Here is a 22,260-nt window from a genome sequence, read left to right as displayed (position 1 = left end):
TCCTCCACGCCGCTATCGGCAGCCATGCTCTACACAGAACGGATCCACGCGATTGGCACTGACCGCTGACGTCAAAGAAGAGCTCCTCGGCGTCGAGGCGGGCAAGAACACCGTGCGCGCGGCCGAGCTGGCGACCATCCTCCGCCTCGCAGGCGGACTGCACCTCATCTCCGGACGCATCGCCGTCGAGGCCGAGCTCGACTCTCCGCCGCTGGCCAGGCATGTGCGCAAGGCCCTCGCCGAGCTCTACGGGGTGCGCAGTGAGGTCTCGGTGACGTCTGCGGGCGGCATCCGCAAGAACACCGTCTACACGGTCCGTGTGCTCGACGGGGGAGAGACCCTCGCACGGCAGACCGGGCTTCTCGACCAGCACCGCAGGCCCATCCGCGGCCTGCCCAACCGCCTGACGACCGGGTCGAAGGATGACCTGGCCGCCGTCTGGCGCGGTGCATTCCTCGCACACGGTTCGCTGACCGACCCGGGCCGCTCCGCCGCGCTGGAGATCACCTGCCCCGGCAACGAGTCCGCGATGGCGCTGGTCGGCGCTGCCGGACGGCTGGGCATCCCGGCGAAGGCCCGCGAGGTGCGCGGGGTGCACAGGGTGGTCATCCGCGACGGCGAGGCGATCAGCGGCATGCTCACCAGCATGGGCGCCACAGGAACCGTTCGCACCTGGGAAGAGCTCAGGCAACGCCGTGAGGTGCGTGCAACGGCCAACCGTCTCGTCAACTTCGACGACGCCAACCTGCGCCGCTCGGCACAGGCCGCCGTCGCCGCGTGCGCACGCGTCGAGCGCGCCATGGAGATCCTCGGACCGACCATGCCGGAGCACCTCCGCTACGCAGGGGAGCTGCGTCTCGCCCACCGCGACGCCAGCCTCGACGAGCTCGGCCACCACGCAGACCCCCCGATGACGAAGGATGCCGTCGCCGGCCGCATCCGAAGGCTTCTCGCCATGGCGGACAAGCGCGCCGTCGAACTCGGCATACCTGGCACGGAGGCCGGCCTGCCCGAGCTGGAGCTGTAGCGACGTCACGCGGCGTCAAGCACGCCCGAGCCCGGGACCCGCTCACTAGAGTGAAAGGGTTGTTCAGACCGCGGCGCGGCCGTCGTGTCGCGGCGATCACGAGGAGAGAGTGAATGGCTGACTACACGCTCGCAGACCTTCCCTACGACTACTCGGCACTCGAGCCGAGCATCAGCGGGACGATCATGGAGCTCCACCACGACAAGCACCACAAGGCCTACGTCGACGGGGCGAACACCGCCATCGCGAAGCTCCAGGAGGCGCGCGACGCCGAGGACCTGACCTACGTCAACAAGCTCCAGAAGGACCTGGCGTTCAACCTGGCCGGCCACGTGAACCACACCGTGTTCTGGAACAACCTGTCGCCGGACGGCGGGGACAAGCCCACCGGTGAGCTGGCCGCAGCCATCGACGAGTTCTTCGGCTCGTTCGACAAGTTCCGCGCTCACTTCACCGCGTCGGCCCTCGGCATCCAGGGCTCCGGCTGGTCCATCCTCGCGTGGGACTCGCTCGGCCAGAAGCTCATCATCGAGCAGCTGTACGACCACCAGGGCAACCTGGCGGCCGCGACCGTTCCGCTGCTCCTGATCGACATGTGGGAGCACGCCTTCTACCTCGACTACCGCAATGTGAAGGCGGACTACGTCAAGGCGTTCTGGAACATCACGAACTGGGGCGACGTGCAGGAGCGCTTCACCAAGGCGCGCGAAAAGACCGCGGGGCTGCTGCTACTGTCGTAAGCGGGTGGGTGTCCCGGACGGGAACCGCCCGGGACACCGCTGTCCGTTCGTCCCCTTTCCCCCAAGCGCCGAACGGCGCCCAGTAACAGGAGCTCACACGTGTCTGTGAAGATCGGCATCAACGGGTTCGGCCGCATCGGTCGCAACTACTTCCGCGCAGCGCTTGCCAAGGGCAGCGACCTCGAGATCGTCGCCGTGAACGACCTCACCGACAACGCGGCTCTCGCACACCTGCTGAAGTACGACTCCGTTGGCGGCCGCCTCGGCGCAACCGTCGAGCTCGAGGGTGACAGCATCGTCGTCGACGGCAAGCCGATCAAGGTCCTCGAAGAGCGCGACCCGGCGAACCTGGGCTGGGGCGACCTCGGCGTCGACGTCGTGATCGAGTCCACCGGCCGCTTCACCAAGGCTCCCGATGCGCGCAAGCACCTCGAGGCCGGGGCCAAGAAGGTCATCATCTCCGCCCCCGCGAGCGGTGACGACGGAACGTTCGTCGTCGGCGTGAACGAGGACAAGTACGACCCGGCGACCATGCACATCCTGTCCAACGCCTCGTGCACCACCAACTGCCTCGCGCCGCTGGCAAAGGTGTTCAACGACGAGTTCGGCATCGAGCGCGGCTTCATGATGACCGCACACGCCTACACCGCCGACCAGAACCTGCAGGATGGCCCGCACGGCGACCTCCACCGCGCACGTGCCGCCGCGATCAACATCGTTCCGGCCTCGACCGGTGCCGCGAAGGCCATCGGCCTCGTGCTGCCCGAGCTCAACGGCAAGCTGAGCGGCTCGTCGTACCGCGTGCCGGTTCCCACCGGCTCGATCGTCGACCTCACCCTGGTCACCGGAACCGACAACCTCACGGTCGACCAGATCAACGCCGCGTACAAGGCCGCAGCGTCCGAGGGACGCCTCAAGGGCATCCTCGAGTACAACGCCGACCCGATCGTCTCCACCGACATCGTCCGCAACCCGCACTCGTCGATCTTCGACTCCCTCCTGACCAACGTCAGCGGCAACCTGGTCAAGGTGTCGAGCTGGTACGACAACGAGTGGGGCTACTCGAACCGCCTCGTCGACTTCACCGAGTACGTGGCCGAGCGCCTCTAGAGCGCCACGGAGCACTCGAGTGACGCTTCGCAGTCTCGAATCACTGGGCTCGCTCGCCGGACGCACCGTCATCGTCAGATGTGATCTCAACGTTCCTCTGAAGGACGGCGAGATCACCGATGACGGGCGCGTCCGCGCCTCGGTTCCCACGATCAACGCGCTGACCTCGCAGGGAGCACGCGTCGTCGTGATCTCCCACCTCGGACGCCCCGACGGAGCACCCGACCCGAAGTACAGCCTCGCGCCGGTCGCCAAGCGACTCGGCGAGCTGCTCGACGCCCAGGTCGCCTTCGCGACCGACACCGTCGGCGACTCGGCGAAGGAGACGCACGCATCCCTTTCCGACGGCGGTGTCGCCGTGCTCGAGAACCTTCGGTTCAACCCGGGGGAGACGAGCAAGTCCGAAGAGGAGCGCACCGCCTTCGCGGCGCAGCTCGCCTCGTTCGGCGACGCGTTCGTCTCCGACGGATTCGGTGTCGTCCACCGCAAGCAGGCCAGCGTCTACGAGCTCGCCAAGGCGCTGCCCAGCGCTGCCGGTCTGCTGATCGTCGCAGAGCTCGACGTGCTCGACCGACTCACCGGCAGCCCGGAGCGCCCGTACACGGTCGTGCTCGGCGGATCGAAGGTGTCGGACAAGCTCGGCGTGATCGGGCACCTGCTGCCGCGAGTGAACACCCTGCTCATCGGCGGGGGAATGCTCTTCACGTTCCTCAAGGCGCAGGGCTTCGAGGTCGGGTCCAGCCTGCTCGAGCAGGACCAGGTGGAGACCGTTCGCGGCTATCTCGAGAAGGCGAAGGAACTCGGCGTCGAGCTGATCCTGCCCACCGATGTCGTCGTCGCGTCGAAGTTCGGCGCGGATGCCGAACACGAGGTGCGTCCTGTCGGATCGATCGAGGACACCCCGTGGGGTGCATCCGGTCTCGGCCTCGACATCGGGCCGGAGACGGCTGCGAAGTTCGCCGAGATCATCCGCGAGTCCGTGACGGTGTTCTGGAACGGCCCGATGGGCGTGTTCGAGCTCGAACCCTTCGCGGCAGGCACGAAGCAGGTGGCGCTCGCGCTCACCGAGACACGCGGGCTGAGCGTCGTCGGCGGAGGAGACTCCGCGGCGGCCGTTCGTGCCCTCGGCTTCGACGACGACCAGTTCGGACACATCTCCACGGGCGGCGGAGCGAGCCTGGAGTTCCTCGAAGGCAAGACGCTCCCCGGACTGGAGGTCCTCGGATGGCAGAACTAGCTCGCACCCCGCTCATCGCGGGCAACTGGAAGATGAACCTCGACCACCTTCAGTCGATCGCCTTCGTGCAGAAGCTGGCGTGGAGCCTGAAGGATGCCAGGCACGACTTCGGCGCGGTCGAGGTGGCGGTCTTCCCGCCGTTCACGGACCTGCGCAGCGTCCAGACGCTCGTGGCCGCCGACAAGCTCCCTCTCGCCTACGGCGCACAGGATGTCAGCGAGCACGCCTCCGGTGCGTTCACCGGCGAGATCGCGGCGTCGTTCCTCTCGCAGCTGGACTGCCGCTACGTGATCATCGGCCACTCGGAGCGGCGAACGCTGCACGGCGAGACCGACGAGACCGTCGCTGCCAAGACGGTCGCGGCATCCGCTGCCGGCCTGGTCCCGCTGGTCTGCGTCGGCGAGACGGCCGACGACCTCGAGAAGCACGGTGCGAGCGCCGTTCCTGTGTCGCAGCTCTCCGTCGTGCTCGACGCGCTGCCGAAGAACGCCGACCTCGTGGTCGCGTACGAGCCGGTCTGGGCGATCGGCTCAGGACAGGCCGCGACGCCTGAGCAGGCCGAGCAGGTCTGTGCAGCACTGCGGGGCGTCATCGCGGAGAAGCTCGGAGACGAGACGGCCAAGCGCACGCGCATCCTGTACGGCGGATCGGTGAAGGCCGACAACATCGCCGGCTTCATGCGTCAGCCGAACGTCGACGGCGCGCTCGTCGGCGGCGCGAGCCTCGACGTCGACGGCTTCTCGAGCATCGTGCGGTACCAGAAGCACGTCGGGCTGTAACCTCTCGCGCGCTGCCGTTCTTACCGCTTCGCTTCGCTCCGATATACTTATCGGGCGGTTCCCGATGGGACCAGGTTCCCGAAAGGCGTCTACTCGTGCAGATTCTCCAGGTCGTCCTCGAGGTGCTGCTCGGCATCACGAGTCTGCTGCTGACCCTCCTCATCCTTCTTCACAAGGGACGCGGAGGCGGCCTCTCCGACATGTTCGGCGGCGGAATGACCTCGAACCTCGGAGCATCGGGAGTTGCCGAACGCAACCTGAACCGCATCACGGTCATCCTTGGACTGGTCTGGATCACGTGCATCGTGGTGCTCGGCCTCATCACCAAGTTCAGCTCGTAGCAGCCGTCTCGTAACGGCCGCATTTCCGCGCCACTAGACCAGCGCCGATCAAGGAGGATTCATGTCCGCAGGAGGCAGTGCGATCAGAGGCTCCCGTGTGGGCTCAGGCCCGATGGGGGAGCAGGATCACGGCTACCACGCCGACCGGATCGCTGTGCACTACTGGGACGCCCTCGGCAACGAGACCGTTCGCTACTTCGCCGCGAACCTTCCCGATGAGGAGATCCCCGACACCATCGACAGCCCGACGTCCGGGTTGCCCGCCGGGCGCGACAGGGAGAACCCGCCGGCGCTGGCCAAGCTGGAGCCGTACAAGACCCACCTCGCCTACGTGAAGGAGCGCCGCTCGGACGAAGAGGCCGAGCAGCTGCTCGAGGATGCCCTCCGTCAGCTTCGCGAGCGTCGCGGCCGTCTCACGCCGACGAACTGAGTTCAACACCACAGCGAAAAGGGCCGACCCACTGCGGTTCGGCCCTTTTCGCGTGTCTGAGTGTCGGTGCTCGGCGTCAGTACTGGGTCAGTACTCGGGAGAGATGAGGCTCTCCGGAACCTCGGCGGCCGCCTCTCGGTCGACGAAGAACACCGTGCGCTTGCGGCCCTTTGCGCCCGCGGCGGGCACCTCCGTGTAGCTGGCCCCCGCGAGTGCCAGGCCCAGCGCGGAGGCCTTGTCCGCACCGGACAGCACCATCCAGATGCGGGCGGACGCGTTGATCACCGGACGGGTGAGGCTCAACCTCTCAGGCGGCGGCTTCGGCGCGTTGCGCACCGCGATGACGGTGCGTTCGGTCTCGCGGATGCCCCTGCGCTCCGGGAACAACGACGCGATGTGTCCGTCGGGGCCGACGCCGAGGAACGTGATGTCGAACCTGGGGTACGGCGTCGTGCCGTCACCGGCAGAAGCCAGGTCGGCCGCATAGGCGTCGGCGGCGGCATCCAACTCGAGTCCCGAGTCGGACGCGGCGAACGGATGCACGTTCCTTTCCGGCACATCGAGGTGGTCGAGCAGCGCTGAGCGTGCGCCCTTCTCGTTCCGCTCGTCGGAGCCCGCCTCGACCCAGCGCTCGTCGCCCCACCAGAAGTGCACCTTCGACCAGGCGATGGTGTCGCGTGCGGGGGAGGCGGCGATGGCCGCAAGCACCGCGGTGCCGACGGTCCCGCCGGTGAGACACACGTTCGCCGAACCGAGGTCGTCGATGATGTCGACCATCTTGGTCAGGAATCGCGAGGAGACGGCCGAGACCAGTGCATCCTTGTCCGGGTGCACCAGCACCCGCCGCTCGTTCGTCATCGGGTGCTCGCAGCCTGTTCCTCGGCTTCGAGCAGGGGGAGGCCCTTCGTCAGCACCTCGCCGTACAGCTCATCGGGGTCGAGCCTGCGAAGCTCCTCGGCGAGGCAGTCGCGCAGATTGCGCCGCGGAAGGGCGAGGTCGTGCGTCGGCTGGTTCGGCTGGGTGAGCGTCGCGACGTCCGGCATGTCGCGCACCAGCTCGATCGTGCCGGATGCCCGGCGCAGCTGCACGCCGTGGATGCCGCTCAGCCCGCGCTGACGTGCCGTCAGATCGTGCTGAACAGGCGCATCCAGCTGCAGGCGCAGCCAGGCGGCCAGCAGGATGGTCGACGGCGAGTCGGGAGCACCCGACACCTCGACGGACTCGACGGACTCGTACGGCGGCTGGTCGAGCACCGCGGCGAGCTGTGCACGCCACAGGGTCAGCCTCGTCCAGGCGAAGTCGGTGTCGCCGGGAGCGTACGTCTCCGCCAGGTGGATCAGCGCCTCCTGGGGGTCGCCGGCCGACGAGGAGTCGGTGATGCGACACGTGGCGATGCGACCGAGCGGCGACGTCGACACGACATCGGGAGCTGTACCCGGCCACCACACGACGACAGGAGCGTCGGGCAGCAGCAGCGCCGTGACGAGGCCCTCCTCATCGCTCGCGGTGTCGCCGTATGCACGGAGCACGATGACCTCGCTGGCGCCCGCGTCGCCGCCGACACGGATCTGCGCGTCGAGCCTGCTGGGGGCATCCGCCCGCGGGTGGTCGGGGTCGGCGGTGGAGACCACGATGACGCGCATCGGGTGCTCGCGCGAGGCGTCGTTCGCCGCCTCGATGACCTCTTCCTCCTGGCCGAGCCTGGTGGCGATGATCAGCGTGAGCACGCGCCCCAGGGCGACTGCGCCGCCCTCTTCGCGGATCTTGATCAGCGTCTTCGAGACGCTGCTGGTCGTGGTGTCGGGCAGATCGACGATCATGGGCGTCTCCAGGTGCGTCCGTCGCGGGCGAGAAGTTCATCTGCGGAGGCCGGTCCCCAGGTTCCGGGGCGGTATTGCTCCGGTTGGCCGTGCGTCGACCAGTACTCCTCGATCGGGTCGAGGATCTTCCAGGAGAGCTCGACCTCCTCGTGGCGCGGGAACAGCGGCGGGTCGCCGAGCAGCACGTCGAGGATGAGCCGCTCGTACGCCTCGGGGCTGGCCTCGGTGAAGGCGTGCCCGTAGCCGAAGTCCATGCTCACGTCGCGCACCTGCATGCCGGCGCCAGGCACCTTCGACCCGAACCGGATCGTCACGCCTTCGTCGGGCTGCACGCGGATGACCAGCGCGTTCTGACCGAGCGCTGACGTCTGGCTCTCCGCGAACAACTGCTGCGGAGCGCGCTTGAAGACGACGGCGATCTCGGTCACCCTGCGCCCGAGGCGCTTGCCGGCGCGCAGGTAGAAGGGAACGCCCGCCCAGCGGCGGGTGCCGATGTCCAGCTTGATCGCCGCGAAAGTCTCGGTAGTCGAATCGGGGTTCATCCCGTCTTCGTCGAGGAACCCGACGACCTTCTCGCCGCCCTGCCAGCCACTCGAGTACTGGCCGCGGGCCGTTGCGGTCGACAGGTCCTTCGGCAGGCGAACCGCCTTCAGCACCTTCTCCTTCTCTGCGCGAAGGTCGGCGGCGTCGAACGACACCGGCTCCTCCATGGCCGTCAGGGCGAGCAGCTGAAGCAGGTGGTTCTGGATGACGTCGCGTGCAGCGCCGATGCCGTCGTAGTAGCCGGCACGGCCACCGACGCCGATGTCCTCTGCCATCGTGATCTGCACGTGGTCGACGTAGTTGGCGTTCCAGATCGGCTCGTACAGCTCGTTGGCGAAGCGCAGAGCAAGGATGTTCTGCACCGTCTCCTTGCCGAGGTAGTGGTCGATGCGGAACACCGCGTCGGGCGGGAACACCGACTCGACGACCTTGTTCAGCTCGCGGGCGGTCTTCAGGTCGCTGCCGAACGGCTTCTCGATGACGACGCGGCGCCACCCGTTCGACTGCTCGGCGAGCCCGGAGCGCCGGAGCTGCTCGGTGACCAGCGGGAAGGCCTTCGGCGGGATCGACAGGTAGAACGCGTGGTTGCCCATGGTTCCCCTGTTGCGATCGAGGTCCTCGACGGTCTTCTTGAGTCGCTCGAACGCCTGGTCGTCGTCGAACTCGCCGGAGACGAAGCGGATGCCCTGAGCGAGCTGCCGCCACACCTCGTCACGGAACTCCGTGCGGGAGTACTGCTTGACGGCGTCGTAGACGACCTTCTCGAAGTCCTCGTCCTCCCAGTCGCGCCTGGCGAAGCCGACGAGCGCGAAGCCGGGTGGCAGAAGGCCGCGGTTGGCGAGGTCGTAGACGGCAGGCATCAGCTTCTTGCGCGACAGGTCACCCGTCACTCCGAAGATGATGAGGCTGCTCGGCCCCGCGATGCGGTTGAGTCGGCGGTCGGTCGGGACCCTGAGCGGATTGGAGTCCGCTGTGATGTCCACCGGTGGCATGGATCTCCTCGTGTCGGTTCAGGCGTCCACGTCGCCGAACAGCGTCTCGATGTTCGAGACGGGGTCCGTCAGCGTGATGGTGAGAACGGGACGGTCGTGCTCAGCGAGCACGGCGGCATCCCCGGCGGCCTGGGCGCTGATGAGCTGCCCGAAGGTGAAGGGACGGTCGGGCACCTGCAGGTCGTCCGTCTCCCGCGTCAGGATCTGCAGGAAGACGCCGACGGCAGGGCCGCCCTTGTGGAACTGGCCCGTCGAGTGCAGGAAGCGCGGCCCCCAGCCGAACGTGACGGGTCGCTTGGCACGCGCGGCGAGCAGGTCGCGGATGCCTGCCAGCTGCGGCAGCGCTACCCGGTTCGCGTAGGCCTGTACCGCAACGTATCCGTCGTCAGGCAACGTGGCGAGCAGCGCTCCGATCGCGGCATCCACCGTCGTGGCGTCGCCGAGCAGGGCCGCGTCGCCTCGTACCTCGATGCCGGTGTCGACGAAGGCCGGCTCGGTCGGCTCCGGGCGGGAGTCGAGCAGGCCGCGGGCGGCCTTCTTGGCGGACTCCACGTCGGGCTGGTCGAACGGATTGATGCCGAGCAGCCTGCCGGCGACGGCGACCGCGTACTCCCAGACCAGGAACATCGCGCCGACGGTGCCGGAGACGAGGATCTCGCCGTGGTGCCGATCGGCGGGGAACAGGTGGTGGGCCGTCGCATTGTCGACGATGCGCACGAGCTGAAGGTCGGGCAGCTTCTCACCGAGCTCGGGGGAGACCACGTCGAGCACGACTGGGAGCAGGCCCTTGCCGAGCTTTCCGGTCGACTCCGCGATGAGCTGCTCGGCCCAGTCGGCGAACCCGACGATGTGCGTGCCGTCGGAGATGATCCCCAGCTTGTCGCGAAGCGGCGACGAACCGGCGATCGCCGCGGCCAGGATCAGGCCGGGGTTCGTCGGGTCGTCGATCGCGAGCTCGAGCGAGATGGTCTCCGCCTCTTCGAGCATCTCCTCGATGTCGACGCCTGCCAGACCCGACGGAACGAGACCGAACGCGGTCAGAGCCGAGTAGCGGCCGCCGACCGTCGGGTCGGCGTTGAACACCTCGTACCCGGCCTCACGGGCCGAGACATCGAGAGGTGAGCCGGGATCGGTCACCACGACGATGCGATCCGCCGGGTCGATGCCGGCGTCCCTGAACGCTTTCTCGTACGTGCGGCGGTGGCTGTCGGTCTCCACGGTCGAGCCGGACTTCGACGACACGACCAGAACGCTCGTCGCGAGACGATCGTTCACCGCCTCGAGAACCTGACCGGGGTCCGTGGTGTCGAGGATGGTGAGCTCGACACCCGCTGTAGTGGTGATGACCTCGGGCGCGAGCGACGATCCGCCCATGCCGGCGAGCACGAAGTGGTTCACGCCGACGGCGAGGAACTTCTCACGCAGCTCGAGGATGCGCGGCACGAGCGGCCGCGAGACGGCGACGGCCTCGGTCCAGCCGAGGCGGTCTCCCGCCTCGGCCTCCGCGTCGGGACCCCAGAGAGCAGGGTCCTGCGCGGTGATGCCCGAAGCCACCAGATCCTTGACGAGCGTCGGCACGTTCTGCTTGACCGCAGCCTCCGCGCCGCCGCTGACGTGGATCTTGAAGCTCACTTCACGCTCGCCTTCGCCCCGGCCTGCTCCAGTGCTTCGGTCACGGTGTCGAGCAGCTCGCTCCACGAGACGATGAACTTCTCGACGCCCTCGTCTTCGAGCGTCTGGGTCACGTCGTCGTAGGAGATGCCGAGGGCTGCGATCTTGTTCAGCACCTCGTTCGACTCGTCGTAGGTGCCGGCGATCGAGTCGCCGTCGACATCGCCGTGGTCGAACGTCGCCTCGAGGGTCTTCTCCGGCATCGTGTTGACCTCGTCGGCGGCGACCAGCGTGGTCACGTACAGCGTGTCGGGGTATGCCGGGTCCTTGACGCCGGTCGATGCCCACAGCGGGCGCTGCTTGTTCGCACCTGCCGCCAGCAGCACCTTGGCGCGCTCCGAGTCGAACGCCTCCTCGAACACCTGGTAGGCGAGACGAGCGTTGGCCACGGCGGCCTTACCCTTGAGCGCGTCGGCCTCTGGCGTGCCGATCGCCGACAGGCGCTTGTCGACCTCGGAGTCCACGCGGGAGACGAAGAACGACGCGACCGAGCGGATGGTCGACAGGTCGATGTCCGCAGCCTTCGCGGTCTCGAGACCGGTGAGGTAGGCGTTGATCACCTGGCGGTAGCGCTCGAGGCTGAAGATGAGCGTGACGTTGACGCTGATGCCGGCGCCGGTCGCCTCGGCGATCGCCTCGAGACCCTCCTCGGTGGCGGGGATCTTGATCATCGCGTTCGGCTTGTCGACCTTCGCCCAGAGCTGCTTCGCCTGCGCGATGGTGCCTGCCGCGTCGTGCGCGAGACCGGGCTCCACCTCGATCGACACTCGGCCGTCCTTGTGACCGGACGCCTCGTAGACGGGAGCGAACACGTCGGCGGCGTTGCGCACGTCCGTCGTGGTGATCTCGAAGACGGCCTCGTGCACGTCCTTGCCTGCCGCGGCGAGCTCACGAACCTGCTCGTCGTACGCCTCGCCCTTGGAGAGGGCGTTGGCGAAGATCGTCGGATTGGTGGTGACGCCGACGACGTTGCGCGTGTCGATCAGGTTCTGCAGGCTGCCCGAGTTGATGCGCTCACGCGACAGGTCGTCGAGCCAGATGCTCACGCCAGCGGATGCGAGCCGTGCGGTGGGGGATTCGGTCATTGCTCTCGCCTCTTCTTCTCTTCTGCTTCGTTCCGTTGCCCGGTGCGACTACTGCGCGGCGAGCGATTCCTTGGCGGCCGAGACGACCGCGTCCGTCGTCATGCCGAACTTCTCGAACAGCGTCTTGTAGTCGGCTGAGGCGCCGAAGTGCTCGATGGACACGCTGCGACCCTTGTCGCCGACGTACGGGCGCCATCCGAGAGCCCTGCCGGCCTCGACGGAGACGCGAGCGGTGACGGATGCCGGAAGCACCGACTCCTTGTACTCGTCGCTCTGCTCCTCGAACCACTCGAGGCTCGGTGCGGACACCACGCGGGCATTGACACCGTCTGCCTTGAGCGCCTCGCGGGCGTTCACCGCCAGCTGCACCTCGGAGCCGGTCGCGATGATGATCACGTCGGGCGTGCCGTTCGGCGCCTCTGCGAGCACGTAGGCGCCCTTCGCGACGTTCTTCGCGGAGGCGAAGGTGTCGCCGGATGCCTGGCCGTCGCCGCGCTCGAACACCGGGATGTTCTGACGGGTGAGAGCGAGACCCGCCGGGCCGCCACGACGCTTCAGCAGCTCGAGCCAGGCGTAGGCGACCTCGTTGGCGTCGCCGGGGCGCACCACGTTGAAGTTCGGGATGAGCCGCAGTGCCGTCAGCTGCTCGATCGGCTGGTGCGTCGGTCCGTCCTCGCCGAGGGCGACGGAGTCGTGCGTCCAGACGAAGATCGACGGCACGTTCATCAGCGCGGCAAGACGCAGCGCCGGGCGCTGGTAATCGCTGAAGATGAGGAAGGTGCCACCGTACGGACGGGTCGGCCCGTGCAGCACGATGCCGTTCAGGATGGCGGCCATGGCGTGCTCGCGGATGCCGAAGTGCAGCACACGTCCGTACGGGTTGCCCGACCATTCGTGCGTCGAGCGCTCGGACGGCACGAACGACGCCGCAGACATGATGGTCGTGTTGTTGGACTCCGCGAGGTCGGCGGAGCCGCCCCACAGCTCGGGGACGACAGGGGCGATGGCGTTCAACACCTTGCCGCCTGCTGCGCGAGTCGACACGTCCTTGCCGGCTTCGAAGACGGGGAGAGCGTCTTCGACGCCCTCGGGCAGCTCTCCGGTGAGCAGTCGGTCGAGCAGTGCCTTGCGCTCCGGGTTGGCCTCGGCCCATGCCTCGAAGCCGACCTGCCACTCTGCGCGCTCTTCTGCTCCGCGCTCGATGGCCTTGCGGGTGTGCTCGATGACCTCGTCGGCGACCTCGAAGGTCTGCTCCGGGTCGAAGCCGAGCACCTCCTTGACGGCGCGAAGCTCGTCGGCGCCGAGCGCCGAGCCGTGGATCTTGCCCGTGTTCTGCTTCTTCGGGCTGGGCCATCCGATGATCGTCTTGAGGATGATCATCGACGGCTTGTCGGTGACGGCCTTGGCTGCCTCGATCGCCTCGAAGAGCTCCTGCACGTCTTCCACGTATTGGCCGGTCTTCTTCCAGTCGACGACCTGCACGTGCCAGTGGTAGGCCTCGTAGCGGGCCTTCACATCCTCGGTGAAGGCGATGTTCGTGTCGTCCTCGATGGAGATCTGGTTGCTGTCGTAGATGACGACGAGGTTGCCGAGCTCCTGGTGGCCGGCGAGCGACGACGCCTCCGAGGTGATGCCCTCTTCGAGGTCGCCGTCGCTGGCGATCACGTAGACGAAGTGGTCGAACGGGCTCGTGCCCGGCCCCGCGTCGGGGTCGAACAGGCCGCGCTCGTAGCGGCTGGCGTAGGCGAAGCCGACGGCGGAAGAGAGTCCCTGGCCGAGCGGTCCCGTGGTGATCTCGACGCCGTCCGTGTGGCGGTACTCGGGGTGGCCGGGCGTCAGCGAGCCCCAGGTGCGGAGCGCCTTGAGGTCGTCGAGCTCGAGGCCGTAGCCGCCGAGGTAGAGCTGAACGTACTGGGTCAACGAGCTGTGGCCCGCCGAGAGCACGAAGCGGTCGCGGCCGAGCCAGTGCTGATCCTTCGGGTCGCGGCGCATCACGCGCTGGAACAGGAGGTAGGCGGCAGGAGCCAGGCTCATCGCTGTGCCGGGATGCCCGTTGCCCACCTTCTCCACGGCATCCGCCGCGAGAACTCGCGCGGTGTCGACGGCCTTGTTGTCAATGGGATCCCACTGCAGTGCTGCCACTTGAGACTGACCCTTCTTGAGTGCTTCGATTCGGTTCACGGGACCCGGCGAACGGACCCGCACCGCTTGAGAGGTAGTGCGCGCGCCCCTGACGTCGTCGGCACCCATGCACCTCACCCGACGTCTCCGACGGAGCCGGAAGCAGGGCAGTGCATCGATGGGCGAGCACTGCCAAGTATAGGGAGATTGCCAGATTCGAGGGTCGCGGGGCCGTCGTTCGCTGTGCGGAGTCCACAATCGGCACGACATCCCACCCTCAACGCATGACCTAGACTCGAATGCGGGTTGTCACGTGATTGAGGAGCGATGGGCGTAGCGGTTGAGAGCCGGGTCTCCCGGGCGAGGATCGGGTTCCGGCGAAAGTTCGCCGCATATGTCGCACTGACGAAGCCCAGGGTCATGGAGCTTCTGCTCGTCACGACCATCCCGGTGATGTTCCTGGCGCAGGGCGGCGTGCCGAACCTCTGGCTCATTGCGGCGACGGTCATCGGCGGTGCGATGAGCGCCGGATCCGCGGCTGCGTTCAACTGCTACATCGACCGCGACATCGACAAGGTGATGGCGCGCACGAAGAACCGCCCGCTCGTCACCGGTGAGCTCACTCCTCGTGAGGCCTACGTCTTCTCGTGGACGCTGGCCGTCGCGTCGACCGTGTGGCTCTACCTCACGACCAACTGGCTGGCCGCTCTGCTGTCGGTGGGCGCCATCCTCTTCTACGTCTTCGTCTACACGCTGTGGCTCAAGCGCCGCACGCAGCAGAACATCATCTGGGGCGGAATCGCCGGATGCTTCCCCGTGCTGATCGGGTGGGCAGCCGTCACCGGGTCGCTCGATTGGACCCCGTTCATCCTGTTCGGTGTCGTGTTCCTGTGGACTCCGCCGCACTACTGGCCGCTCTCGATGAAGTACCGCGATGACTACAAGTCCGTCGGCGTACCGATGCTGGGCGTGACGCGGGGTCGTGCGGCCGTTGGTCTGCAGGTCATCCTCTACGCGTGGGCGACGGTGGCGTGCTCGCTGCTGCTCATCCCTGTCGCGCACATGGGGCTCGTGTACACGCTCACCGCGCTGGTCGCCGGCATCTGGTTCATCTACGAGACGCACCGGCTGTACTCGTTGGCCATCCGTCACGAGAACCCGTCGCCGATGCGCGTCTTCCACGGCTCGATCACCTACCTGTCGGTGCTGTTCCTCGCGATCGCCATCGACCCGCTCCTCCCGTTCTAGTCATGGCTCTGCGCACCCCCCTCGGCTGGCTCGCCGACCGCTACACCCTTTCGCCGCGTTCCCTGCGATGGGCGACGACGGCATCGCTCATCGTGAGCATCCTGATCGTGCTCGGCGGCGGCATCGTGCGCGTGACGGGCTCAGGACTCGGATGCCCCACCTGGCCCACCTGCGATGCCAGCTCCCTCGCACCGACGCCCGCCCTCGGGGTCCACGCTGTCATCGAGTTCTCGAACCGCATGCTCACGACCGTCCTGTGCCTTGCGGTCGCATGGGTGATCATCGCCGCGCGTCTGCAGAAGCCGCGTGTTCGCAGCATCACGCGTCTTGCCTGGTCGCAGTTCTGGCTCGTCGTCGCCAACGCGATCGCGGGTGGAATCAGCGTGTGGACGGGGCTGAACCCGTATGTCGTCGCCTTCCACTTCCTGATGGCGATGGCCCTGCTCACCACGTCGACGCTGACCTGGCACCGTGTGCACGAGAAGGCGGTCACCGCCGAGTCCCTCGCGCGCATCACGAAGGCTGCAAGGGCTCTGAGCTGGACGCTCGCGTCCCTCACAGCCGTTCTCATCGTTGCCGGCACGCTGGTCTCCGGGTCGGGGCCGCACTCCGGTGATTCGGCGGATGTGCCGCGCATGGGCTTCGACTGGATCGACATCACCGTCGTGCACGCGACGCTCGGTGTCGCGACCCTCGTCGTGGCGATCGCCCTCGTCGTCGTGCTGTGGCGGTCGCGTGCGACGCTGCCGCTCATGCGCACTCTCGTGTTCCTCGGAGTCGTGCTCGTGCAGGGCATCGTCGGGACCGTGCAGGCGCTCACCGCGTTGCCCGAGCTGCTCGTGGCCATCCACCTGCTGCTCGCCGCACTCGTCTGGGTCGGTGTGCTTCGGGTGCTGCTCGACGTGAATCCCGGGCTCTTCCCGAGCGTGCACACCACGCCGGCCAATGCTGAGTCATCGGCATCTCGTGCGTCGGCGCCCTCGTCCGAGTCGCTGGCGGGACGCGCCAGCTGAGCTCGGCTGATCCACCCCAAGCCGATCCGCTGGTCTCCGTTCTTCATGCAGCATGTAGGGCCTTCGGCAGCTCGAACCGAGCCCGACCACCGAGGCGGGGCGTTCGTGACGCATCGACGTCGGGTGGCGGGATGAACCAGACTTCGCCATCGACCACGCGGATAGCCCAGTCGTCTTGATGTATCCGTGCATGGCACGGTGGACACAGCAGCACCCCGTTGTTCAGATCTGTCGGCCCCGCATCACGCATCCACCACTTGATGTGGTGCGCTTCGGTGTACGCGACCGAAAGGCCACAGCACGCGCATCCGCCGTCTCGCTCGGACAGCGCGATGCGTTGCGCCACGCTGAACCCACGCGCAGTCCGCCCGAGGTCGAGCGGAAGGCTCTCGGTACCCAAGACTGCGGGGATGATGTCGGCCGAAGCGGCCAGGCGACGGATCGTTCCCGCTGAGAGGGGGTGATCGAGACCGTCGACGGTGCCGTGACCGAGACCCTCCGTCAGAGCGGAGAGATCCACCCGCACCACCATCGCGGTCGAACCTGTCGTCGGTACCCGCTCACACCCGAGGGCGTGCCTCGCGATCATCGCCAATGCGTCTGCCTGCATCTGCGGCATGCTTCGGGCGTCATCGATCACGGAGCCGTCGATCACGGAGCTGTCGATCGCTGCGCCGTCGGGCTCGTCGACACGCTTCCGCGCCGCACGAATGTCGTGGGTCACGATCGCCTCGATCGCCGCCCTCACCGGCGCTGCGGTCGCGGGATCGAGCCTGGCGATCAGACGGATCATGCCGTTCACATCGTTGCGGATGGTCAGCGAGCGGTCCGCCCGTTGCTCGGCCTCGCGTGGTTCGACGCCATCCTGGTCGAGTCGAGCTTCGGCTTCTCGGATGATACGAAGCAGAAGATCGAAGGGTAGTTCGGCTGCGCGCTCTGCGAGTACCTTCTCGATGCGATCGGCGTGCGCCGAGTCGGCGCGTGGCGCAACCCTGCGAAGCATTGTCGTGATCGCCGCCGCCGCGTCGATACTGATGACCCCGGCAGCCAGTGCTGCCGCCACGTGAGGATGCTGCGCCGGAAGCTGTTCGCCGGTCAGCCCTCGTCGTGGCGACGTCTCGGTGCCGACGGTGATCAGTCGAGCCGCTTCGGACGCCCGGCCGCCTGTCGAGGCTGCGATCAGCTGAGCCGGGTTCATGAATCCGCGCTTCTTCGCGAGCCCGTCACGTCCGAGTTCAACGGGGGAGCGCTTGGCCACCTCAGCTGCCACCCGCGCGAGCAACGCCTGCGCATCGCGCACGAGTCGGGCCAACGTATCCGTCGTTGCGAGCAACTCGCCATCTGACATCCCCGCGACGACGGCTGCTGCATACGGCTCACCAGGATCGTTCATACCCGCCGCCCCTCGAATACCGGTGGCCGCGGACCACACCGCGCACACCGCGTCGAAGTCTCTCGACAGATGGGATAGCGGGCTGTTCATGTCTCCGATCCTGCCAGCAGCCACCGACATTTCTTCGACAGTTATCGACACCGTGGACGATTCGAATCGATGATCTGTTCGAGCTCAAGATGCATCGCCGGGCACGGCCGACCTATGCTTCGAGCGTGGGCACCGTCTTCGTCGAATGGCATTTCTTCTCGGTCGTCGACGCAGACGACCCGACACCGAATTACGCCGCCGTAGAGCCGGACGGAGCGAACTGGTTCCTCGGGTCGCGCGAGCGAGAGCTGAGGGTCTTCACCGGCATTGCCCTCGGCGAACTAGAGATTCCCGTCATCGTCCTCGACGGGCCTCCGATCGACGATGTCGTGGGCGAATGGGATGAGACCGGGGAAGCAACCCTCAACGTGCCGAGCGGAAGGTTGAGGGTAAACGGACCTGCCGATCTGGGCGACACCTACGAGATTCGGCCGGGGTGGGTACGCATCCGTATCCATCGAACCCGTGATGACGCCATCTGGGATCTCGTGGTCGACCATCCGGACGGTGAGCGATACGCGATCGAGGCGTGGCCCACCGACGTGCCGCCGGAGGTCCGCGATTCGGATCGCGTTCCGGTCAAACGTGGAGTCTTCGCAAGTTCGGGTGGGAGCCGCGGCGCGGACGATCTGAACTCGCCCGAAGCACTGGCGCGTCGAGACAACCTGCTCAGGCATTCGCGTCCTGGAAGCACCCTCACCTAGACGCCCGCACCCCGCCGTTTTGGCGTCGCGCCGGCCCGCTGACAGAGTGGACCCCGATGAGCACCAGCATCGGCACCGCAGCGAGGACGCTCGCGCTCATCCTGATCTGCGCCCTCGTCACGGTGCCGCTCTGGCCGACGATCGCGGCCGCGTTCCGGCCCGCATACCCCGGAGCGCCAGGGGGACCGCTCGCGGGGCTCATCGCGACGTTCCAGAACACGCCCGCGCTCACCTGGCTGGGCAACAGCCTGCTGGTCGCAACGTCGACCACCGTCGTCGCCATCGCGATCGCCGCTCCGGCCGCCTACGCCATCTCACGTGCACGCGGCCGGCTCATCTCCGGCTACTCGGTCGTGCTGTTCGTCGTGCAGTCGCTGCCGGTCATCGTGCTGGTCATCCCGCTGTTCGTGCTGTTCGCAGGCGCGGGTCTCGTCGACTCGCTCGGCGGCCTGACGCTCATCTACATCGGCCTCGCGGTCGCCGTCGCCGTCTGGATGCTCACCGCGTACATCGACACCATCCCGGTCAGGCTCGAGGAGTCGGCGTGGCTCGATGGATGCTCCGTGCTGGGCGGCTTCGTGCGCATCGTGCTGCCTGGCTGCTGGCCGGGGATCATCTCGACGGCGATCTACTGCTTCCTGCTCACCTGGAACGACTACCTCGTCGCCACCGTGTTCATCAAGAGCAACAACCTGTACACGCTCCCGATCGGCCTGCAGGCGGCACGCACTCCTGGGCTCATCCTCGTGATCGTGCTGCCACCGTTGCTGCTCTTCGGCCTGTTGCACCGGTATTTCTCGCTCGGCGGAATCGCCGGTGCGCTGAGCGATCGTTGAGCCCGCATCCACCTTTGTCGCGCCCGGCCCTATACAATTGCAGGGTTCAGGAGTGCATCGTCGGCACTCGCAAGCCATCCGCACAATCTGGCCTCGGTGTCATCGACCCGCGATGACACGATTCGAGGCTCGGAGCCGGTCTGAAGCCGGTCACGGGCGGCAAGAAAAACGAGGTGTTCACAATGTCAGACGTTCTCATCGACCGTCCAGAACTCGCCGGCCTCGGCCAGTACGAGTTCGGCTGGGCCGATTCAGACGCAGCAGGGGCCAGCGCCCGGCGCGGACTATCCGACGAGGTGGTGCGCGATATCTCCGGTCTCAAGAACGAGCCGGAATGGATGCTCCAGCGTCGTCTCAAGGCGCTGTCGATGTTCCAACGCAAGCCCATGCCCACCTGGGGCGCCGATCTCTCCGAGATCGACTTCGACAACATCAAGTACTTCGTGCGTTCGACCGAGAAGCAGGCCCAGACCTGGGATGACCTGCCGGAGGACATCAAGAACACGTACGAGAAGCTCGGCATCCCCGAGGCGGAGCGCCAGCGCCTCGTCGGCGGCGTCGCCGCACAGTACGAGTCCGAGGTGGTCTACCACCAGATCCGCGAGGACCTCGAGGCGCAGGGTGTCATCTTCATGGACACCGACACCGCACTTCGCGAGCACCCCGAGTTCTTCGAGGAGTACTTCGGCACGGTCATCCCCGCAGGTGACAACAAGTTCGCGGCGCTCAACACGGCTGTCTGGTCCGGCGGGTCGTTCGTCTACGTGCCGAAGGGCGTGCACGTCGAGATTCCGCTGCAGGCCTACTTCCGCATCAACACCGAGAACATGGGCCAGTTCGAGCGAACGCTCATCATCGCCGACGAAGACGCCTACGTGCACTACATCGAGGGCTGTACCGCCCCGATCTACAAGTCGGACTCGCTGCACTCCGCAGTCGTCGAGATCATCGTGAAGAAGGGCGCCCGCGTGCGCTACACGACGATCCAGAACTGGTCGAACAACGTCTACAACCTCGTCACCAAGCGTGCCATCGCCCACGAGGGCGCGACCATGGAGTGGATCGACGGCAACATCGGCTCCAAGGTGACGATGAAGTATCCGTCGATCTTCCTCGCGGGGGAGCACGCGAAGGGCGAGACGCTCTCCGTCGCCTTCGCCGGTCCCGGTCAGCATCAGGACGCCGGCGCGAAGATGATCCACCTCGCTCCGTACACGCAGTCCTCGATCGTCTCCAAGTCGATCGCGCGCGGTGGCGGCCGTGCAGGCTACCGCGGTGAGGTGCGGGTGGAGAAGGATGCCCACCACGCGGCGAACACGGTGCGTTGCGACGCGCTGCTGGTCGACACCATCTCGCGCAGCGACACCTATCCTGCGATCGACATCCGTGTCGACGACGTGCAGCTCGGCCACGAGGCGACCGTCTCCCGCGTCAGTGAGGAGCAGCTCTTCTACCTGATGAGCCGCGGCATGCCGGAAGACGAGGCCATGGCCATGATCGTGCGTGGCTTCATCGAGCCGATCGCACGCGAGCTGCCGATGGAATACGCGCTCGAACTCAACAAGCTCATCGAGATGGGCATGGAAGGCAGTGTCGGTTAGGCATGACCATCACCGAGACAGAACCAACGTTCATCCCGGTCCAGACCCGCTCGGAGCGCTTCGCGTCGACAGACGTCGCAGACTTCGGCGCGGTCACCGGTCGTGAGGCGACCTGGCGGTACACCCCCGTCGCCCGCATCGCACAGCTTTTCGAGCCCGGTCTCGACGGCTCCCGTTACGACACCGAGCTGACGACGGATGGCGGGGTGACGACCGAGTGGATCGGTCGCGACCACGCACTCATCGGCACGGCGGGCACCCCTGAGGAGAAGGCTTCAGCGAACGCCTGGAGCTCGTTCGACGAGGCGCTCCTCGTCACGGTGACCGGCGACGCGGGGGAGGCGGTGCTGCTGCGCTCGGGCCTCGGCGAGACCGACCGTGCAGCGCACACCATCGTGCACGCGCTTGCCGGGAGCACCTCGACCGTCGTCCTGCGCAACACGGGTGACGCCAGCCTGACCGAGAACGTCGAGATCGTCCTCGAACAGGGCGCGCAGCTCACGCTCGTCAGCGTTCAGGAGTGGACGGATGCCTCGAGGCACGTCTCGACGCACTTCGCGTCGGTCGGACGCGACGCACGCCTCAAGCACGTCACCGTCTCCCTCGGCGGCGGCTTCATCCGCCTGAACCCTGCCGTGCACCTCGCCGGTCCCGGCGCCGAGATCGAGGCGTACGGCGCCTACTTCGCGGATGCCGGTCAATACATCGAGCACCAGGTGTACGTCTTCCACGACGAGCAGCACCAGCGCAGCCGAGTCACCTACAAGGGTGCGCTGCAGGGGGCATCCGCTCACACGGTCTGGATCGGCGACGTGCTCATCGGCCAGAAGGCCGTCGGCACCGACAGCTACGAGCAGAACCGCAACCTCGTTCTCACCGAGGGCGCGCGCGCAGACTCGGTGCCGAACCTCGAGATCGAGATCGGCGACATCGTCGGGGCCGGGCACGCCAGTGCGACCGGGCGTTTCGACGACGAGCAGCTGTTCTACCTGCAGTCCAGGGGCATCACGGAGGACGAGGCGCGTCGTCTCGTCGTGCGCGGCTTCCTCATCGAGATCGTGCAGCAGATCGGTTCCGCGGCGCTCGAGGCGCACCTGCAGGACGCGATCGAGGCCGAGCTCGCCGCCTCGGCCGCTGACGGAGCCGCACGGTGACCGCCGAGCGGGTCTGCGCGGCATCCGAGCTCGCTGAGAACGAAGCCAAGCGCGTCGTGCTCGGCGGAGTGCCGATCGCACTCGTGAAGGACTCCGCCGGCGACATCCACGCCATCGGCGACACCTGCACGCACGGCGACATCTCGTTGTCAGAGGGCTTCGTGGAGGGCGAGGCGATCGAGTGCTGGGCGCACGGATCGCAGTTCTCGCTCGTCACGGGCAAGCCGCTCAATCTTCCGGCCTACGAGCCGGTCCCCGTTTTCACCGTCGAGCTCATCGACGGAGACGTCTTCATCGACCCGACAATCACGAAAGCCAGCTGAGC

General features: G+C 67.0%; 21 protein-coding genes. 14 read left to right on the top strand and 7 right to left on the bottom strand.

Going from position 1 to position 22,260, the window contains the following annotated elements; genetic code table 11:
* Positions 1-52 precede the first annotated feature (52 nt).
* The 7 genes from whiA (at position 53) to ACYVDN_RS03750 (ending at position 5,664) form a co-directional block, all read left to right on the top strand.
* The gene (whiA, locus tag ACYVDN_RS03780) at positions 53-1,027 is read left to right on the top strand and encodes a DNA-binding protein WhiA (RefSeq protein ID WP_460568597.1); all 975 of its coding nucleotides are present in this window, start codon (positions 53-55) and stop codon (positions 1,025-1,027) included.
* Positions 1,028-1,140: 113 nt separating this feature from the next.
* Positions 1,141-1,767, top strand: coding sequence for a superoxide dismutase (locus ACYVDN_RS03775; protein WP_460568595.1), 627 nt, complete (start codon positions 1,141-1,143; stop codon positions 1,765-1,767).
* A 99-nt stretch (positions 1,768-1,866) separates the two neighbouring features.
* Positions 1,867-2,877 carry a type I glyceraldehyde-3-phosphate dehydrogenase gene (gene gap / locus ACYVDN_RS03770; RefSeq protein ID WP_460568593.1) on the top strand — a complete coding sequence of 337 codons (1,011 nt, stop codon included), beginning with the start codon at positions 1,867-1,869 and terminating at the stop codon, positions 2,875-2,877.
* 19 nt (positions 2,878-2,896) lie between these two features.
* Positions 2,897-4,114: a phosphoglycerate kinase gene (locus ACYVDN_RS03765; RefSeq protein WP_460568591.1), complete on the top strand. Its 1,218-nt coding sequence runs from the start codon at positions 2,897-2,899 to the stop codon at positions 4,112-4,114.
* Positions 4,102-4,893 carry a triose-phosphate isomerase family protein gene (gene tpiA, locus ACYVDN_RS03760; protein ID WP_460568589.1) on the top strand — a complete coding sequence of 264 codons (792 nt, stop codon included), beginning with the start codon at positions 4,102-4,104 and terminating at the stop codon, positions 4,891-4,893. Before ACYVDN_RS03765 ends, tpiA begins: the two co-directional genes overlap by 13 nt.
* Before the next feature lie 95 nt (positions 4,894-4,988).
* Positions 4,989-5,234: a preprotein translocase subunit SecG gene (gene secG / locus ACYVDN_RS03755; protein ID WP_460568587.1), complete on the top strand. Its 246-nt coding sequence runs from the start codon at positions 4,989-4,991 to the stop codon at positions 5,232-5,234.
* Between the two features lie 61 nt (positions 5,235-5,295).
* Positions 5,296-5,664: an RNA polymerase-binding protein RbpA gene (locus ACYVDN_RS03750; protein ID WP_460568585.1), complete on the top strand. Its 369-nt coding sequence runs from the start codon at positions 5,296-5,298 to the stop codon at positions 5,662-5,664.
* 87 nt (positions 5,665-5,751) lie between these two features.
* Here ACYVDN_RS03750 and pgl read toward each other — a convergent pair whose 3' ends face one another.
* From pgl to tkt, 6 genes are read right to left on the bottom strand one after another with little or no spacing between them, the layout of a single operon-like run.
* Positions 5,752-6,522, bottom strand: a complete 771-nt coding sequence (gene pgl, locus ACYVDN_RS03745; RefSeq protein ID WP_460568583.1) for a 6-phosphogluconolactonase — start codon at positions 6,520-6,522, stop codon at positions 5,752-5,754.
* Positions 6,519-7,484 (bottom strand): glucose-6-phosphate dehydrogenase assembly protein OpcA, encoded by a 966-nt coding sequence (locus ACYVDN_RS03740; RefSeq protein WP_460568581.1) that lies wholly within the window; start codon positions 7,482-7,484, stop codon positions 6,519-6,521. The genes pgl and ACYVDN_RS03740 overlap by 4 nt, the downstream gene beginning before the upstream one ends.
* A complete protein-coding gene (gene zwf / locus ACYVDN_RS03735; RefSeq protein WP_460568579.1) occupies positions 7,481-9,019 on the bottom strand; it encodes a glucose-6-phosphate dehydrogenase in 1,539 nt (512 codons plus the stop codon). The genes ACYVDN_RS03740 and zwf overlap by 4 nt, the downstream gene beginning before the upstream one ends.
* 18 nt (positions 9,020-9,037) lie before the next feature.
* Positions 9,038-10,651 (bottom strand): glucose-6-phosphate isomerase, encoded by a 1,614-nt coding sequence (locus ACYVDN_RS03730; RefSeq protein WP_460568577.1) that lies wholly within the window; start codon positions 10,649-10,651, stop codon positions 9,038-9,040.
* On the bottom strand, positions 10,648-11,775 hold the full coding sequence (gene tal / locus ACYVDN_RS03725; RefSeq protein ID WP_460568575.1) for a transaldolase: 1,128 nt from the start codon (positions 11,773-11,775) through the stop codon (positions 10,648-10,650). The genes ACYVDN_RS03730 and tal overlap by 4 nt, the downstream gene beginning before the upstream one ends.
* Before the next feature lie 48 nt (positions 11,776-11,823).
* A complete protein-coding gene (gene tkt, locus ACYVDN_RS03720) occupies positions 11,824-13,917 on the bottom strand; it encodes a transketolase (RefSeq protein ID WP_460568573.1) in 2,094 nt (697 codons plus the stop codon).
* Positions 13,918-14,223: 306 nt separating this feature from the next.
* Between tkt and ACYVDN_RS03715 the strand changes: the two genes are divergently transcribed.
* Positions 14,224-15,144 carry a protoheme IX farnesyltransferase gene (locus tag ACYVDN_RS03715; RefSeq protein WP_460568571.1) on the top strand — a complete coding sequence of 307 codons (921 nt, stop codon included), beginning with the start codon at positions 14,224-14,226 and terminating at the stop codon, positions 15,142-15,144.
* A 2-nt stretch (positions 15,145-15,146) separates the two neighbouring features.
* Complete coding sequence (locus ACYVDN_RS03710) at positions 15,147-16,157, top strand: COX15/CtaA family protein (protein WP_460568569.1); 1,011 nt, start codon at positions 15,147-15,149, stop codon at positions 16,155-16,157.
* A gap of 43 nt (positions 16,158-16,200) precedes the next feature.
* On the opposite strand, the gene ACYVDN_RS03705 is transcribed toward ACYVDN_RS03710, so the two are convergent.
* Positions 16,201-17,550, bottom strand: coding sequence for an HNH endonuclease signature motif containing protein (locus ACYVDN_RS03705; protein WP_460568567.1), 1,350 nt, complete (start codon positions 17,548-17,550; stop codon positions 16,201-16,203).
* Positions 17,551-17,765: 215 nt separating this feature from the next.
* Here ACYVDN_RS03705 and ACYVDN_RS03700 point away from each other — a divergent pair, with 215 nt between their 5' ends.
* The 5 genes from ACYVDN_RS03700 (at position 17,766) to ACYVDN_RS03680 (ending at position 22,258) form a co-directional block, all read left to right on the top strand.
* Positions 17,766-18,344 carry a hypothetical protein gene (locus ACYVDN_RS03700; RefSeq protein WP_460568565.1) on the top strand — a complete coding sequence of 193 codons (579 nt, stop codon included), beginning with the start codon at positions 17,766-17,768 and terminating at the stop codon, positions 18,342-18,344.
* A 56-nt stretch (positions 18,345-18,400) separates the two neighbouring features.
* Entirely contained in the window at positions 18,401-19,180 is a 780-nt protein-coding gene (locus ACYVDN_RS03695; protein WP_460568563.1) for a carbohydrate ABC transporter permease, read from the top strand.
* 182 nt (positions 19,181-19,362) lie between these two features.
* A complete protein-coding gene (sufB, locus tag ACYVDN_RS03690) occupies positions 19,363-20,781 on the top strand; it encodes a Fe-S cluster assembly protein SufB (protein ID WP_460568561.1) in 1,419 nt (472 codons plus the stop codon).
* A 2-nt stretch (positions 20,782-20,783) separates the two neighbouring features.
* Positions 20,784-21,935 (top strand): SufB/SufD family protein, encoded by a 1,152-nt coding sequence (locus tag ACYVDN_RS03685; RefSeq protein WP_460568559.1) that lies wholly within the window; start codon positions 20,784-20,786, stop codon positions 21,933-21,935.
* On the top strand, positions 21,932-22,258 hold the full coding sequence (locus ACYVDN_RS03680) for a non-heme iron oxygenase ferredoxin subunit (protein ID WP_460568557.1): 327 nt from the start codon (positions 21,932-21,934) through the stop codon (positions 22,256-22,258). Before ACYVDN_RS03685 ends, ACYVDN_RS03680 begins: the two co-directional genes overlap by 4 nt.
* The last annotated feature ends 2 nt before the right edge of the window (positions 22,259-22,260 follow it).

The organism is Humibacter soli (genome assembly GCF_054779035.1).
Note: the sequence above shows the minus strand (reverse complement) of the source record. Positions and strands in the feature narration are given on the sequence as shown.

Coding starts and splice junctions, on each gene's coding strand:
- ACYVDN_RS03775 (WP_460568595.1), top strand. CDS start 1,141: ATGGCTGACTACACGCTCGCAGACCTTCCCTACGACTACTCGGCACTC.
- tpiA (WP_460568589.1), top strand. CDS start 4,102: ATGGCAGAACTAGCTCGCACCCCGCTCATCGCGGGCAACTGGAAGATG.
- ACYVDN_RS03750 (WP_460568585.1), top strand. CDS start 5,296: ATGTCCGCAGGAGGCAGTGCGATCAGAGGCTCCCGTGTGGGCTCAGGC.
- pgl (WP_460568583.1), bottom strand. CDS start 6,522: ATGACGAACGAGCGGCGGGTGCTGGTGCACCCGGACAAGGATGCACTG.
- ACYVDN_RS03740 (WP_460568581.1), bottom strand. CDS start 7,484: ATGATCGTCGATCTGCCCGACACCACGACCAGCAGCGTCTCGAAGACG.
- zwf (WP_460568579.1), bottom strand. CDS start 9,019: ATGCCACCGGTGGACATCACAGCGGACTCCAATCCGCTCAGGGTCCCG.
- tal (WP_460568575.1), bottom strand. CDS start 11,775: ATGACCGAATCCCCCACCGCACGGCTCGCATCCGCTGGCGTGAGCATC.
- ACYVDN_RS03715 (WP_460568571.1), top strand. CDS start 14,224: ATGGGCGTAGCGGTTGAGAGCCGGGTCTCCCGGGCGAGGATCGGGTTC.
- ACYVDN_RS03710 (WP_460568569.1), top strand. CDS start 15,147: ATGGCTCTGCGCACCCCCCTCGGCTGGCTCGCCGACCGCTACACCCTT.
- ACYVDN_RS03705 (WP_460568567.1), bottom strand. CDS start 17,550: ATGAACGATCCTGGTGAGCCGTATGCAGCAGCCGTCGTCGCGGGGATG.
- ACYVDN_RS03695 (WP_460568563.1), top strand. CDS start 18,401: ATGAGCACCAGCATCGGCACCGCAGCGAGGACGCTCGCGCTCATCCTG.
- sufB (WP_460568561.1), top strand. CDS start 19,363: ATGTCAGACGTTCTCATCGACCGTCCAGAACTCGCCGGCCTCGGCCAG.
- ACYVDN_RS03685 (WP_460568559.1), top strand. CDS start 20,784: ATGACCATCACCGAGACAGAACCAACGTTCATCCCGGTCCAGACCCGC.